This window comes from Lacrimispora sp. BS-2 (assembly GCF_040207125.1).
Classification (GTDB): Bacteria; Bacillota; Clostridia; order Lachnospirales; family Lachnospiraceae; genus Lacrimispora.
In genome coordinates this window covers 1,278,533-1,293,618 of record NZ_CP157940.1, presented here as the reverse complement: position 1 = coordinate 1,293,618, position 15,086 = coordinate 1,278,533, and the positions used below count along the sequence as shown (strand labels likewise).

16 protein-coding genes and 1 riboswitch are annotated in these 15,086 nt (G+C 44.9%); of the genes, 5 read left to right on the top strand and 11 right to left on the bottom strand.

What is annotated here, in order from left to right; genetic code table 11:
* Positions 1–211: 211 nt before the first annotated feature.
* Both ABFV83_RS06165 and ABFV83_RS06160 read left to right on the top strand, forming a co-directional pair.
* On the top strand, positions 212–886 hold the full coding sequence (locus tag ABFV83_RS06165) for a response regulator transcription factor (protein WP_349948041.1): 675 nt from the start codon (positions 212–214) through the stop codon (positions 884–886).
* Positions 883–2,151 carry a HAMP domain-containing sensor histidine kinase gene (locus tag ABFV83_RS06160; protein WP_349948040.1) on the top strand — a complete coding sequence of 423 codons (1,269 nt, stop codon included), beginning with the start codon at positions 883–885 and terminating at the stop codon, positions 2,149–2,151. Before ABFV83_RS06165 ends, ABFV83_RS06160 begins: the two co-directional genes overlap by 4 nt.
* A 47-nt stretch (positions 2,152–2,198) precedes the next feature.
* On the opposite strand, the gene ABFV83_RS06155 is transcribed toward ABFV83_RS06160, so the two are convergent.
* From ABFV83_RS06155 to ABFV83_RS06135, 5 genes are all read right to left on the bottom strand, one after another.
* Positions 2,199–2,909 (bottom strand): GTP pyrophosphokinase family protein, encoded by a 711-nt coding sequence (locus ABFV83_RS06155; RefSeq protein ID WP_349948039.1) that lies wholly within the window; start codon positions 2,907–2,909, stop codon positions 2,199–2,201.
* A gap of 36 nt (positions 2,910–2,945) precedes the next feature.
* On the bottom strand, positions 2,946–3,782 hold the full coding sequence (locus ABFV83_RS06150) for an Mrp/NBP35 family ATP-binding protein (protein ID WP_349948038.1): 837 nt from the start codon (positions 3,780–3,782) through the stop codon (positions 2,946–2,948).
* Entirely contained in the window at positions 3,775–4,593 is an 819-nt protein-coding gene (locus ABFV83_RS06145; protein ID WP_349948037.1) for a Cof-type HAD-IIB family hydrolase, read from the bottom strand. The genes ABFV83_RS06150 and ABFV83_RS06145 overlap by 8 nt, the downstream gene beginning before the upstream one ends.
* Before the next feature lie 220 nt (positions 4,594–4,813).
* Positions 4,814–5,386 (bottom strand): folate family ECF transporter S component, encoded by a 573-nt coding sequence (locus ABFV83_RS06140; protein ID WP_349948036.1) that lies wholly within the window; start codon positions 5,384–5,386, stop codon positions 4,814–4,816.
* A 60-nt stretch (positions 5,387–5,446) separates the two neighbouring features.
* Positions 5,447–5,544: riboswitch (THF riboswitch) on the bottom strand.
* Between the two features lie 35 nt (positions 5,545–5,579).
* Positions 5,580–6,125 carry a phosphatase PAP2 family protein gene (locus ABFV83_RS06135; protein WP_349948035.1) on the bottom strand — a complete coding sequence of 182 codons (546 nt, stop codon included), beginning with the start codon at positions 6,123–6,125 and terminating at the stop codon, positions 5,580–5,582.
* Positions 6,126–6,290: 165 nt separating this feature from the next.
* On the opposite strand from ABFV83_RS06135, the gene ABFV83_RS06130 reads away from it, so the two are divergent.
* From ABFV83_RS06130 to ABFV83_RS06120, 3 genes are all read left to right on the top strand, one after another.
* Entirely contained in the window at positions 6,291–6,662 is a 372-nt protein-coding gene (locus ABFV83_RS06130; RefSeq protein WP_349948034.1) for a CidA/LrgA family protein, read from the top strand.
* Positions 6,655–7,347 (top strand): LrgB family protein, encoded by a 693-nt coding sequence (locus tag ABFV83_RS06125; RefSeq protein ID WP_349948033.1) that lies wholly within the window; start codon positions 6,655–6,657, stop codon positions 7,345–7,347. Before ABFV83_RS06130 ends, ABFV83_RS06125 begins: the two co-directional genes overlap by 8 nt.
* A 219-nt stretch (positions 7,348–7,566) precedes the next feature.
* Positions 7,567–9,720: a glucose PTS transporter subunit IIA gene (locus ABFV83_RS06120; RefSeq protein WP_349948032.1), complete on the top strand. Its 2,154-nt coding sequence runs from the start codon at positions 7,567–7,569 to the stop codon at positions 9,718–9,720.
* An 82-nt stretch (positions 9,721–9,802) separates the two neighbouring features.
* Here the strand turns inward: ABFV83_RS06120 and fliB are convergent, their stop codons facing one another.
* The 6 genes from fliB to licT all read right to left on the bottom strand — a co-directional run bounded on the left by fliB (position 9,803) and on the right by licT (position 14,930).
* The gene (gene fliB, locus ABFV83_RS06115; RefSeq protein WP_349948031.1) at positions 9,803–10,963 is read right to left on the bottom strand and encodes a flagellin lysine-N-methylase; all 1,161 of its coding nucleotides are present in this window, start codon (positions 10,961–10,963) and stop codon (positions 9,803–9,805) included.
* Positions 10,964–11,059: 96 nt separating this feature from the next.
* Positions 11,060–11,680: a manganese efflux pump gene (locus ABFV83_RS06110; RefSeq protein ID WP_349948030.1), complete on the bottom strand. Its 621-nt coding sequence runs from the start codon at positions 11,678–11,680 to the stop codon at positions 11,060–11,062.
* Between the two features lie 137 nt (positions 11,681–11,817).
* Positions 11,818–13,254: an N-acetylglucosamine-specific PTS transporter subunit IIBC gene (gene nagE / locus ABFV83_RS06105; RefSeq protein WP_349948029.1), complete on the bottom strand. Its 1,437-nt coding sequence runs from the start codon at positions 13,252–13,254 to the stop codon at positions 11,818–11,820.
* Positions 13,255–13,325: 71 nt separating this feature from the next.
* Positions 13,326–13,568: an HPr family phosphocarrier protein gene (locus ABFV83_RS06100; RefSeq protein ID WP_349948028.1), complete on the bottom strand. Its 243-nt coding sequence runs from the start codon at positions 13,566–13,568 to the stop codon at positions 13,326–13,328.
* A gap of 20 nt (positions 13,569–13,588) precedes the next feature.
* Positions 13,589–14,083 carry a PTS glucose transporter subunit IIA gene (locus tag ABFV83_RS06095; protein ID WP_349948027.1) on the bottom strand — a complete coding sequence of 165 codons (495 nt, stop codon included), beginning with the start codon at positions 14,081–14,083 and terminating at the stop codon, positions 13,589–13,591.
* A 19-nt stretch (positions 14,084–14,102) separates the two neighbouring features.
* Positions 14,103–14,930, bottom strand: coding sequence for a BglG family transcription antiterminator LicT (gene licT / locus ABFV83_RS06090; protein ID WP_054737845.1), 828 nt, complete (start codon positions 14,928–14,930; stop codon positions 14,103–14,105).
* Positions 14,931–15,086: the final 156 nt, after the last annotated feature.

The following is a 15,086-nucleotide window of genomic DNA, read 5'->3' as shown; positions in this document are numbered from 1 at the left end:
TTAACCTGAAATCCCTTAACCAAAGCAGTCTCTTACCATGAGATTTCAGCATATTTTAAGCTTAATCCATTATGATTGATACAACTAAGAAAAAAACGCTTTGCGGGTATTTCCTCATTGCCCGCATAAAATGCAGGATTGCTTAATAAGCAATCTCAACTTATAATAGATGATAACAGGTTCATAATAATAGTTATGGGAGAATCTAACCATGAAGGTACTGATTGTAGAAGACGAAGTAAGACTGGCCGATGCTTTGGGACAGATTATGAAGGAGCAGCATTACCAGGCTGATATTGTGTATAATGGAACTGACGGCTTATCCTGCGGTCTTTCCGGGGAATATGACGTCATTGTTTTAGATGTAATGCTTCCGGGAGAAAACGGCTTTCATGTGGTAAAAAAACTGAGAGATGCCCGCATACAGACTCCTGTTCTCATGCTGACCGCACGGGATGACATTCAGGATAAGGTAACCGGACTTGACCGGGGGGCTGATGACTATATGACAAAGCCGTTTATTCCTGAAGAGCTGTTAGCCCGCATCAGGGCCCTATCCCGCCGTCAGGGAGAAGTGATCGTAGAAGAAATGAAATTCGGAGACTTAACCCTTAGTTTGTCTGTCAATGATTTATGCTGCGGCTCCAAATCCATTCATCTTGGATATAAGGAATTTGAGGTGTTAAAAATCCTTATAGGCAATTCAGGCAGAATCGTTTCAAAGGAAGCCCTCATCTCAAGGGTATGGGGCAGTGATTCTGACGCAGAGGATAACAATGTGGAGGCTTATATTTCCTTTTTACGAAAAAAACTGTATTTTGTGGGATCAAAGGTAGAAATAAACACCCTCCGCAAGGTCGGATACCGCCTGGAGGAAAGGTTATGATAAAAAAATTAAGAAGAAGATTTGTTTTGATTAACATGGCTTTTGTGATAAGCATTCTTTCCGCTGTTCTTGGCATATTTTACTACGCCAACTTTAAGCGTGTGGAACGGCAGACCGTCATGGCTCTTTATCAGGCCGTTGACCGAAACCTGCCGGACCGGCTGCCGGATAAAGTGGAATTTGGCCGCAGGCCTCCAAAAAATCTGCCATCTCTTGTCCCGGCTTTCGTAGTGACCGTAAACAGCCGCAACTCCATAGAAAATATAAGGGAAAACAACATAACCATTACTAAGGACCTGGCTACCACTCTGGTAGAGCTGACAAAGGCGGAGGATTCTCTCCAGGGGGAACTTAAGGACTATTCCCTCCGTTACCTTAAGGTTCCCTCCACGGAGGGCACGAAAATAGTATTTGCAGACCAAAGATATGAACGGAATAATTTAAAGACCCTGCTGATCAATTGTCTGCTTGTCTTTCTTGTGGCGGTTTTTCTTTTTTTGATCCTTAGTATTTTCCTTTCCCGCCTGGCTTTAAGGCCTGTGGAAAATGCATGGCGGTTGCAAAACCAGTTTATTGCCGATGCATCCCATGAACTAAAAACACCTCTTACTGTAATCCTGGCTAATTTGCAGATCCTCTCTCATCATAGGGAATGCACCATCATGGACCAGCAGAAATGGCTGGACAACACAAAGGAAGAAGCAGAACGCATGAAACAGCTTGTGGAAGAGCTGCTTTTTCTGGCCCGGTCCGATACCGGAGCCGTCCAGGCCTCCCAGGCTGCAAAGGCTGCCCTGGATTTCAGTGACATGGTATTAAACGGAGTCCTGCTTTTTGAATCCATTGCCTTTGAAAATAAGGTGAAGCTGGAAAATGAGATTGACCAGGGCATTATCCTGGAAGGCTTTGAACCACAGCTAAAGCAGGTAATCACCATTCTCTTAGACAATGCCTGCAAATACGCAGGAAAAAACGGATCCGTATCTGTCCGCTTAAAGAAATCTTCCCATAATGCCGTCCTGACCGTTCAAAATACGGGAACTCCCATTCCTGAAAAAGACCAGGCCCATGTCTTTGAACGGTTTTACCGGACAGATGAGTCAAGAGTACGCAAGGAAGGAGGCTATGGACTTGGCCTTTCCATTGCAAAGACCATTATTGACCACCACAGGGGGAAAATCAGCCTGACCAGCAGCCTTGAAACAGGAACCGTTTTTACTGTCAGCCTTCCCATTTCTTCCCGGCAGCATTTAAACAAAACTTAGAAAAGGGAGCAATTGTGGTTTTTTACCCAATTACTCCCTTCAATTATTTATTTGGAAATTGTAACTCCATGATCCTCAATCCTCTTTCTGATATTAAGCATCCTTTCATCGGTCTGTGCGATCACATCCGCGCATTCCCGCAGTTCTGTACTGATTTCCTGGGAATATTCTTCCACTTCTTTTTTATATTTCAATTGGTGATCCAGGCTGGCCCAGAAATCCATTGCAATGGTGCGGATCTGGACCTCTGCCCTCATCCATTTTTTCTGGTCGGAAAAGAATACGGGGATCTCTACGATCATATGGTAGCTGCGGTACCCGTTTTTTTTGGGATGGCAGATATAATCCTTTATGGCAATGATATGCACATCATCCTGGCGGGCCAGCATATCTGCCACCGCATAAATATCATCAAGGAAGGAGCAGATTACGCGGATTCCTGCCACATCATCCAGATTGTCCATCATGGATTCCAGGGAAACCGGCAGCCCTCTGCGCTGCAGTTTTTCCACAATGCTTATGGGCTTTTTTACTCTGGATTTAACCATTTCAATGGGGTTTCTGGAGTTTCTTACTGACAGCTCGTCATTTAAAACCTCCAGCTTTGTCTTGATCTCCCGAATGGCACAGGTATACATCATCATAGCTTCCTGAAACTGGTATGCCTGCTTTAAAAGCGGGTCTGGAACCTGAACCAGATTGGGAACATTCACAATGGACTGGTTCAATTCACTATTGGGGTTCATATTAATATTCATTCTTATCCCTCGTAACGTATCATAACGTATATTACCTTAAGCTTTTTCTGCTGCTGAAACTGCCCCTTCAAGCCAGGCTGCCTCTAAATACTCGACCGTACCGCCATCCACTGCGGCAGCGATCCGGGGATCAATGGGGATTTTAGCCAGAACGGTAAGTCCATTGGCTTTTGCCGCTTCATCAACGCGGCTTTCTCCAAACACAGAAATCTTCTTGCCGCAATCCGGGCAAATTAAGTAACTCATATTCTCAACCAGTCCAAGAATGGGTATATTCATCTTTTTCGCCATATTTACCGCTTTTTCAACAATCATGGTAACCAGCTCCTGAGGAGAGGTCACAATGATAATTCCGTCCACAGGAAGGGACTGGAACACGGTTAAGGGCACATCTCCGGTTCCCGGAGGCATGTCCACGAACATGTAGTCAATGCCATCCCAAAGGGCTTCCTGCCAGAACTGCTTGACTGCGCCCGCAATGACAGGACCTCTCCAGATGACCGGATCCGTCTCATGATCCAGAATCAGGTTCGCCGACATCACTTCAATTCCCGTTGCAGTGGTTGCAGGGATCATAAGGCCATTGGGCATCATGCCCACACCATAATCCGAAAGGCCAAATGCCTTTGGGATGGAGGGGCCGGTGATGTCCGCATCCAGAATGGCCGTTTTATAGCCTTTCCCGTTCATGCCTACCGCCATCATGGAAGTTACCAGGGACTTGCCTACACCGCCCTTTCCGCTTACAACGCCGATTACCTTTTTTACTGTACTGGCAGGGTTAAGTGGCTCTAAAAAGCTTACCTGTTCCTCCCGGCTGCCACAATTCTCCTGACAGGTATTACAATTATGAGTACAATTTGCTTCACTCATTGGTCATTCCTCCTAATGAATTATAGTCTAATATATGGAAGACAGCCTTTTTTAGGCCGTCTGTTTCTATCGAATCCGTAATGTATCCGGCAGCGCCCTTTACCTCATCAGAGGCATTTCCCATCGCAATTCCCAGACCTGCACCGGATATCATGGAAATATCGTTATTGCCGTCACCAACGGCAGCCATCTCATGGGCAGAAAAACCGTAATGCTCTGCCATCTTCATAATCCCGTTCCACTTGCTTCCGCCTGCAGGAACCACATCACAGCCCATCTCGTCGTGCCACCGTATGAATTCGCAGCCGCAAAGATGGTTCTTTAGCTTCTGTTCCATGTCGTATGATACGTAAGGTATTATCTGGTAAATACGCTGGTTTCTGGCCCGTTCCACATTTAAAACCGGAGGAAGCCTGGTTCCGATATCCATCTGGACCTTTTCCACCGCATGATTCACCATATTGATGTACATCCGGTCCCCTTCCATAAACATACAGGGAAATGGCTCCTCCTCCAAAAACGCCAAGGTCCGTTCCACTTCGTCAGGATTTATGGGCAGATCATAAATGATCCTGTCCCCGCAATAACAATACTGGCCGTTTAACGTCACATAGCCGTCAAAGAGGATCCCCTCCAGAAGGTCTTCCTGTTCCATTTCAAGCTTATGGCGCCCCGTTGCAATAAACAGAAGGATTCCTGCCCTTCTGGCTTCCATAAGTGCCTCTTTTGCGCTGTCAGGAATCCGTTTTGTCTGAAAATCCCGAAGCGTACCATCAATATCAAAAAAAATGGCCTTTATCTTTTTTTCCATTTTTCCATCATTCCTTCTTAATCTGATTATTCTGATCCGGCATTGCCATATCATGCAAACACTTAAGATTATAATATAGCTTACCGGAACTTGCAACGCAAGTTTCCATAAAAATGGCTGCTTTATACCCCTTCCTTCCGATTATGAAAGAAAGGTACTGTCTGAGAATTTCATTAAAAAAGGCCTGTGCGGTCATTATTGACGCCACAGGCCTTAATTTTTATTTTATTCCCGCAGTCTGGGTCTTACGGATTGTTCTAAAGACCCCCATGGTATCCAGCGCTTTTGCCATGGTATAAAAAATCATGGAGTCAATTGGCCACATGACCAGGTTTTTCAGTGCCCTTGCAGGAAGAAGCACCATAAAGCCCTTTCCGTACAGAATAGAAAGACACATAGTATTGAGAATCACGTTGCAGACCAGCATGACCAGAAGCTTGGAAACCAGAACCCTTCTTAAGGTGACAGGCTTTCTGTAATACATGCAGCCATACATGATACCTGCCAAAACGGTTACCAGAGTCAGTCCCGGAAAAAATGCGCCTGTAGGCTTTAATAAATATTTAAGCACATCCAGGCTTCCGGAAAACAGGCCTCCTACTACCGGACCAAACAGATATGAAACGATTCCGTTGGGAATGGAAGAAAAACCGATCCGGATGTAATTTCCCATGTTAATGGAAAACATACCCAAAACAATTGCTACTGCGCCAAACATGGCTGAGGTGGTAATGGTCCTTACAGACTTCAGCTCTCTGTAAGAATCGGTGAACAAAGTGACGAATTTTTTCATAAAAAATACCTCCTTTGCAGACCTCAAACTACAACCGGAGATAATATGGCTATCTTCTGATGCAGCGGGATGCGACCGGCGTACCGCAAGAAAATCTTTTCGTCCGGCTGACAACTCCCTGTTCAGCCGGCACTTAACGCACACGGGTCTACTCTGCGACTTATAATATTGTATTTGTAACGCAATCAGTATATCATAGATTCCCTGGAAAGCAAGTATTTTTTTCAGAAATTTTTCTCTCTACCAAGAAGTGGACCAAAACAGCGATCAGGACGCCAAGTACCAGCCCTCCCAGTACATCAGTGGGAAAATGGACAAATAAGTACATTCTGGAAAAACCGATGAGTGCCGCCAGAACCAGAGCTGCAGTTCCCCATTTCCGGTTATAAAGCCAGATGCTTACCGCTCCTTCAAAGGAAGCCAGGGTATGCCCGGAGGGGAAGGAATAATCTCTGGGATTGTTAATTAATAGGGGGATGCTGTTATCGATCCAACAGGGCCTTTCTCTGGCAATCATGTTCTTTAAGAATGCATTTCCCACCAATAAGCCGGCTGCCAGGGATAAAATAACACAAAGACCCATGACTCTTGTCTTTTTAAAACACAGTAGAATAACACCGGTGAGTATCCAGAAAATCCCGTGATCTCCCAGACCGGTTATTTGCTTCATAAACACATCCAGCCAGGGAGTATGTATTGATTGTAAAAAATATAAAATATCAAATTCTATGCCAGGCATTATGCTTTTTTGCTCCTTTTCTATTCATGCTCTTATTATACCTTGCAACGTTAAATTTGCCAATAAAAAATAAATTATGGCAATAAAAACATTTGACAAGCCATGTATTTAAGTTTAGGATATACCATAGTTGAAATTCAGGAAGGAAACGTAGGAGGCCTTGTAATGAAATACATCAGACAATTTAGCATTATTCTTTTTATATCTCTGGCGGGAGAAATTATCCATCTGCTTGTTCCCCTTCCGGTGCCCGCAAGTATCTATGGCCTGTTGATCATGCTGATCGGATTAAGGAAAAGATGGATTCCATTGGAGGCGGTTGAGGAGGCCAGCACATTTCTGATAGACATTATGCCATTGATGTTTATTCCGGCGGCCGTCGGACTTTTGGATTCCTGGGGAGTCCTTCGGCCTATTTTGATCCCTTTTCTGGTCATTACCCTGGTTTCCACAGTCATCGTCATGGTGATCACCGGAAAAGTAACCCAGTTTTTCATCGAAAACGACAGCAATAGAAAGGCAGAAAAAGATGAGTAATACAGTAAGTGATTTTTTGTTTTTTGGCGCGGTTCTAAGCCTTTTAGGCTATGAAGTGGGACTTCGTTTGAAGAAAAGGTTCAAATGGGCTGTCTTCAATCCCCTTTTAATCTCCATTTGTGTTGTTATGGCATTTTTATCCGCATTTCACATTGATTATGAGGTTTACAACAAAAGCGCCAAATACATCAGCTATCTTCTCACTCCGGCCACCATTTGCCTTGCAGTTCCCCTTTACCGCCAGCTGGAACTTCTTAAGAAACACTCTAAGGCCATCATAGCCGGAACACTGACCGGAGTTCTCACCACAATGAGCAGCGTATTGCTGCTGGCCCTGATCTTTGGTTTAAATCACCAAGAGTACGTGACTTTTTTGCCAAAATCCATTACAACCGCCATTGCGATGGGCATTTCAGAGGAAATGAGAGGATATGTGACCATTACGGTTGCCAGCATCATTATCACAGGCATCCAGGGAAGCATCATTGCGGAGGCCGTATGCAGGGTATTTAAAATCACGGAACCCATTGCCAAGGGCATTGCCATTGGTGCTGCTTCCCATGCCGTCGGGACCACAAAAGCCATAGAAATGGGAGAAATCGAAGGGGCCATGAGCAGCCTGGCCATTGCAACTTCCGGGCTCTGTACTGTTTTATTTGCTTCTGTTTTCTCGAATTTCCTGTAAGCAGTCAAAGACTTTTTTGATATCTTAGTTAAAAACATGAAATTATCTGTTTAAAAGGACAGATTTTGGGTGTATAATAGATATGAGAAATCCCCTCTCTTTTGCTTTCCGGGATTTTGGATCAATGGCCTTATCCCACTAAAAAGATAAGCCGGCTGATCATATCTGCCTTATGCGGAGATTTTTTTTATTAAATACATTGAAGATGGAGGGATGCGTATGAAAGATAAGATATTTGGTGTTTTACAGCGTGTTGGAAGATCATTTATGCTGCCCATTGCAATTTTGCCGGTGGCAGGGTTGTTTTTAGGGATAGGCGGTTCCTTTACAAATGAGACCATGCTGGAAACCTATGATTTGACCAAGGTCATGGGTCAGGGAACTTTTATTTATGCTTTTCTTACGGTATTAAAAGCCGCAGGGGATATTGTATTCGGAAACCTGCCTTTAATATTTGCAATCGGAGTAGCCATTGGAATGGCTAAAAAAGAAAAGGAAGTAGCCGCACTGGCAGGTGCTATTGCCTTTTTTATCATGCACGCTTCCATTGGAGCCATGATCACCATACGCGGCGGTTCCGAAAACATGCTGCCTGGATCAACGGCATCTGTTCTTGGAATCAACTCATTGCAAATGGGTGTATTCGGAGGTATTATCGTGGGCCTTGGTGTGGCTGCCCTGCATAACCGCTACTATAAGATACAACTGCCCCAGGTCCTGTCCTTTTTCGGCGGAACCCGGTTTGTGCCCATTATTTCTGCTGTAACCTATATGCTGGCAGGTATCCTGATGTTCTATCTCTGGCCTCCGGTTCAGAAGGGAATCTATGCAGTGGGGGATCTGGTAAGAGGCTCCGGATACGGCGGAACCATGTTATACGGCATTATGGAACGGGCCTTGATTCCCTTTGGCCTGCACCATGTGTTCTATCTTCCTTTCTGGCAGACAGCAGTCGGTGGAACTGCAGAAGTCGGAGGCCGAATGGTGGAAGGCGCCCAGAATATTTTCTTTGCGGAATTAGGCACAAAGGGAATCAGTCACTTCAGTGTGTCCGCGACCAGGTTTATGTCCGGCAAGTTCCCCTTAATGATATTTGGCCTTCCAGGCGCTGCCCTTGCAATGTATCATACGGCAAAGCCGGAGAAAAGAAAGCTGGTAGGCGGGCTTTTGCTGTCAGCTGCACTGACTTCCATGCTGACCGGCATTACGGAGCCAATTGAATTCACTTTTCTTTTCGTTGCACCGATCCTTTATGGAATCCACTGTGTTTTTGCAGGTGCAGCCTACATGCTGATGCATATGTTAAATGTGGGCGTAGGCATGACCTTTTCAGGCGGTTTTATTGATATGTTCTTATTCGGAATATTACAGGGAAATGCCAAAACCAACTGGATCAACATTGTTTTTGTAGGTATTGTCTACTTTATCGTGTACTATTTCCTGTTTAAGTTCATGATCACAAAATTAAATTTAAAGACCCCTGGCCGTGAAGACGATGACCAGGAAACAAAGCTTTACACCAGAGCCGATTACAATGCTTCCAAAGAATCCAAAGGGGAAGATTCCGGTTCCGAAAAAGATGCAACTTCAGCCCTTATTGTGAAAGGACTGGGAGGAAGCGTCAATATCAGTGATGTGGATTGCTGCGCTACCAGGCTGCGCATCACAGTACATGACCCTGGTAAGGTTCAGGAAGACTTGCTGAAGCAAAGCGGCGCTGCCGGCGTTGTTAAAAAGGGAAACGGTATTCAGGTAATCTACGGTCCCCGGGTGACTGTCATTAAATCCAATCTGGAAGATTATCTTTTAGATGGAGGACACAATGAAGAAGATGAGGCAGCCGGTCACGTACCTGACAGCTCTCCTGCCCAAAAGGAAACAGTACAGGAAAAGGCAGCGGCTGAGGAAAAAGCAGTTTTGGAAGAAATCGTATGCTCTCCCATAGAAGGCACCGCAATCCCTCTGGAATCTGTAAGCGACAGCGTGTTCTCTTCCGGAATGCTTGGAAAGGGAATTGCCATTGAACCATCAAAAGGACGTGCCGTAGCTCCTATAAAAGGAACGGTTTCTGTTGTATTTGATACAAAACACGCCATTGCCGTCACTTCGGAAAACGGAGCAGAGGTTTTGATCCACATAGGACTGGATACCGTCCAGCTTGGAGGAAAACATTATAAGACTTATGTCCAGGTGGGTGACAAGGTAAATGCCGGCGATTTGCTGGTGGAATTTGATATTGACAAGATTAAGGAAGAAGGCTATCCGGTGGTGACGCCGGTGCTCATCACCAATACGGCCAACTACCGGGAGGTACAGTCTCTTGCCCTTGATGGCGTAAAGGAACAGGATCCAGTATTAAAACTGGTAAAATAGCAAAATAAAAAAGACTGCCGGAATGACTCAGGCCATAAAAACCTGAATCACTTCGGCAATCTCCGTTTTATCTCCCTATTTCCTATAGCAGTCCAAGGATCTCTCCCAGACCAAAGCGTTTATCAGTCCTGAATATTTCCTCCAGCGTATTGAGATTCACATCCGAATGCTCCACCTCTCTGGAAAACCGGTGGGCCAGATGTACAAATTCCTTAAAATCCAGCCTGCCTTCATTCCTTTTAAAAACTGCCTGAGCCATTTCCTGAATGAGAAGGGTGTTCACTGCGGCAAGCTTTGCCTTTACATAAGGCTGTTCGTCATAAACAGCCCCGCAGAAATAGGTAAAGATAAAGTACACCATAAGCTGTTCGCTCCACTGCTCCCATTGGCGCTTACGGCCCTCCTCTTCCATCAAATACCGGTGAAAGGCTTTTCTATTCTCCTCATAGCTTTCTGCACCGGCGTCAAACAGTATTCTTTTAAGATTTTCCATATATTGGGGCCAGCTCTCGTTAAGTACTTCAAGCTTTCCAAACAGAGAAAACCAGTTCTTTATCTTTTTATAACGGATCCTGTCTTCTATCCTGCGGACAGCCATCTTCTTTTCCACGATTTGAACTCCGGACAGCCCCTGATACCGTTTCATCAATTCATCCAGCTCATACAGCTTTTCCTCATTGATCCTCCTTTGCATGTCATGGGAAAAACCCAGTGCCATGGCAATGCGCAGCCGGCAGTCCAAGTCCCGGTTCTGCAGGAAGGATAAAATCAGATCCCTTGCATCCATAAGCTTTGTAAATAAAAGGAAGTCAAAATCAGGATAGGACTCCTCCCTTTCATCCTCTTTCGTGAGAAATCGGACAGGTTCTTCACAGCCAAGAATCAATCCTGCAGCTTCCTCACAGGATAAAGATAAGGAGATTTCCCTGACTCCCTCGAATTCTTCTATATGCCTTGGATAATCCCGGCAGGTTTTGCAAAGCATTCCCGGGCCGGCCTCCTTATAGATATCGCAAAGATTGTCCTTATTAAGAAACGCGCACCGGCCGCCGCACTGCTTAAAGGAGCCATTTTTCCAGTCAATCCAATGGTTAAGCCTTCTGCCAAAAGCATCCTTTCGCATTTGGTATCGTCTTTTTGTAAGATCATCGATCATGATGGCCCAGCCTGCACAGCAGGTATCCGGGCACTCTCCGGCTACACAGCGGAATTTATTATAATAATGAGGTATGGTAAACTGCATAAATGATTACTCCTGTTTTTTGATAACGATTATACCGCATTTAAAAATGGGGTGCAACCCATTTAAAAGAGTGTACCCCATTTTTAAATCAGATCATCATAATTTTCCAAATGCAAGGAACAAAAACAGTATGCCGCTGAGCCAGGACAAATCCCAGCCCTTTAACGCAGCAAGCTTATGTCCCAGAAACAGGCCGATATACATGACGGCAGTCCCCACAACCAGGGCGCAAAGGGTCGTAAGTCCCGGAGGTATCATCAAAAATCCGGATAAAGCCCCGGCTATCAGACTGTCCAGAGACATTGCCAGGGAAAACATTACGGTTTCCTTCCAGGACAGGGACTTGGAATCATCCCAGTCTGCAGCCAGAGGATTCCCGTAAATATTTATGATGATACTCAGACCGGAAATAGAAAATGTCAGATTCTTGTGAACATTCACATGGCTGTTAATATATTTTTTTATGGTATAGTCCAGAAGCTTTATCACCCCCAGGAGAAACAGGCAGGAAAATGCCGCCCCCTTTGCAAAACCTTCCGGCACCAATCCGCTGATCACGCTTCCAAATATAAGAGCAGCCCCCAGACAGCCGCTGCAGATCATATTCACTGCAATAACCTTTCCGCAGGAAATCTTCAGGCGGTTTGCCCCATAAGCAATGCTGGCAACAAAGGTGTCGGTGCTAAGTGCCAGCACAAGAATTAATATATCACGCATATCCCGGAATCTTACCTTTTTATTTTAATATATTCATTCAAGTCCTGTTTGGGACCCCAAAGGCAGCCGGATTTTTTAGGCCTCATTCAAGGACAAAAAGCAGGGACAATGATCTGTCCCTGCTTTTTGCCTGTTCATTACTGGCAAAGCTTCTTAAATTCATCTGCAACAAACTGTACCTGAGGTCCTACAATAACCTGTACGCTGGTCTTGCCTGGCCTGATAATACCGGCAACACCTGAGGATTTGATCTTCTTTTCATCTACAAGAGTATAATCCTTGATCTCCAGTCTTAATCTTGTAATGCAGTTATCAATGCTGGTGATATTATCCTTACCGCCAAGTCCTTCCAGAATGATGGCAGCTACAGCGGTATAGTTGTTATTGGAAAGAGTAACTGTGTTTTCATCCAGATCATCATCTTCCCGTCCCGGAGTCTTAAAGTTAAACATTTTGATTGCAAGGCGGAATACCACGTAGTAAACAGCCGCATAAACAAGACCCAGCGGGATAATAAACAGTGGATTTACAGCCATCGGTGCCTTAAAGCTCAAGACCCAGTCAACGAAACCTGCACTGAAGTTAAAGCCTGCACGTACGGGAAGCAGGGAGCAGATCGCTAAGGAAATACCGGTTAAAAGCGCATGGATCAAATAAAGGCCTGGAGCAAGGAACATGAAAGCAAATTCCAGAGGCTCTGTTACGCCTGTAAAGAAGGAACATACTGCTGCTGCAAGCAATAAACCATATGCATTTTTCTTTTTACCAGGCTTTGCGGTATGATACATAGCCAAAGCTGCGGCTGGAAGACCGAACATCATAACCGGGAAAAAGCCTGTCATGTACTGACCTGTCTGGCCCAGAACACCATTTCCTGACCAGAAATTACCAAGGTCGTTCACCCCTGCAACGTCAAACCAGAATACGGAGTTCAGTGCGTGATGGAGACCTACCGGAATCAGAAGACGGTTGAAGAAACCATAGATACCGGCTCCAATAGCGCCCAGTCCCAGGATGCCTTTACCAAATATAACCAATCCGGAATATACAACCGGCCATATGAAGAATAAAACAAGGCAGGCCACCAAAGAGGCAAGAGCGGTGACAATTGCTACAGACCGTTTGCCGCTGAAAAATGCCAGCGCATCCGGAAGCTTGGTATTTTTAAACCTGTTATAGCAGCTGGAACCGATGATACCGGATAAGATACCGATAAACTGGTTTCCAATCTTGCCAAAAGCAGGATTTACTTCGCTTACATCAATTCCTTTCAGCATGGCAACCACTCCAGGCGAAAGAATCGTCTGAATCATCAGCCAGGAAACAATGGCCGCCAGAGCTGCAGTACCCTCATGGTCATCTGCCATACCAACGCCAATACCGATAGCAAACAGAATTGCCATGTTATCAATGATGGCGCCCCCTGCCTTGATTAAAAAGGCAGCGAAAGCACTGTTTGCGCCCCAGCCGGTGGGGTCGAACCAGTAACCGATCCCCATCAGGATGCCCGCCGCAGGCAAACATGCCACCGGAAGCATCAAGGACTTACCTAGTTTTTGCAAATACTTCATCATAATAAAGAAACCCCTTTCTTTTTGTCCTATCGGACATTTTTTATCCATTCCTGCTGCCAGGCAGGCTCAGATCACATTTCTTCCAAAACGGTGCGAAGCCCAGTCACGGCCGCATCCTCATCCTCTCCGTCAAACCGGAACCGGATGATGCTGCCTCTTTTGGCTCCAAGCCCCATGATTGCCAAAAGGCTTTTACAATCCGCTTTGTCTGATTCCCACTGGGCTTCAATGCTGCATGAATACTTCCTGGCTTCCATGAAGATCACGGAAGACGGCCTTGCATGAAGTCCCAGGGGATCTTTTATTTCATACAAATACTCCCTCATTTTGATACCTACAGTTCAATGATTGGTTCCAGTTCCTTTACCTGCATTCCTGTATGGCATACCATATCCGGATAATTCGGCGTATTGCAAACGATTACCGGCGTAATCACTTCATATCCGGCTTCCTTTATGGCTTCCATATCAAATTCCAAAAGAAGCTCCCCTGCTTTCACTTTGTCTCCCTGTTTTTTGTATGCAGTATAATGCTCCCCTTTTAAATTGACCGTATCAAGCCCTACATGGACAATAATCTCAGCACCTTCCGGGGTCGTAATGCTGACAGCATGCTTTGTCTCAAATACCACTGTCAGGATTCCGTCGGCCGGAGCCACAACTCTTCCTTTTGCCGGAACAATGGCAACTCCCTTTCCAAGTATCTCCTGGCTGAATGTGGGATCATTCACTTCGCTTAAGGGTACTACCGTTCCTTCAACCGGGGCCAGAATCTTCTCTCTCTCTTTTTCACCGCCTCCTCCGAAAATTTTCTTTAATGAATCAAACATATAGTGATTCTCCTTTCTTCTACAGCCTCATTCTCTTGATGTGAACCGCCAGATATGCGGTTTCTTCTTCCGTTACATCGTGATGGTAGGTTTCCATTATATAATCCTTGATTTTTAAACTGCACCGGTATTCCTCCGGATACATCTGGGATATCAGATGGTTAAATTCACCATTTCCGCTGTTCAACAGCTCCTTTGTAACGATTCTTTGTGCCAGAAATCTTAAATGGGTAACAAACCGCTGATAGTTTAAGGACATTTCATCAGGCTCCATTGAAAAATAATCTTTCACTATCCCTACCGTATTCTGAATCAGGTTCGTGATATCAATGGTATCGCGCATGGCGGTATTGAATTCCGCATTGACGATATGAAACGCAATGAACCCTGCCTCATCAACAGGAAGGGATATCCCTATCCTGCGGTCAATTAATGCTATGGCATATTCACCGATCAGGTACTCCTCTTTGTAAAAGGTCTTTATCTCATTAAGCAGAGGGTTTGAGAATTTCATTTTCTGCTTAAATCGGTGAATGGCAAAATTGATGTGATCTGTCAGCGTTATGTATATGTTTTGATTAAGAGTCCTGTTTAATACGCTTTTTGCGTAATTTATGATTTCCGCAGAAACCTGGATGTGCTCAAGGGGAAGGTTCACCAGCAATTCTTTAAATTTGTCAACATTGTTCTGGCTGTCCAGACGGAATACCTTTTCAACTGCGCCTTCCGGGATTTCCTTCCCCGGCTTCATGCCGAATCCGATCCCCCTGCCCATGACTATAATTTCTTTTCCATCCGGCTCCAGAGCACTGACAATATTGTTATTGATTATTTTGTCAATTTTCATACAATGTCCCATCCTATAAAATAAAAAACCAACTTTAATCACGAAAAAAGAATTCCATTTTCCATGATCAAAATTGGTTTTGCCTGCTTTCCAGTAACAATCCACTTAATATATCCTTATTTGAACTATACCAGTTTTTTTCTAAAAAGTCAATGA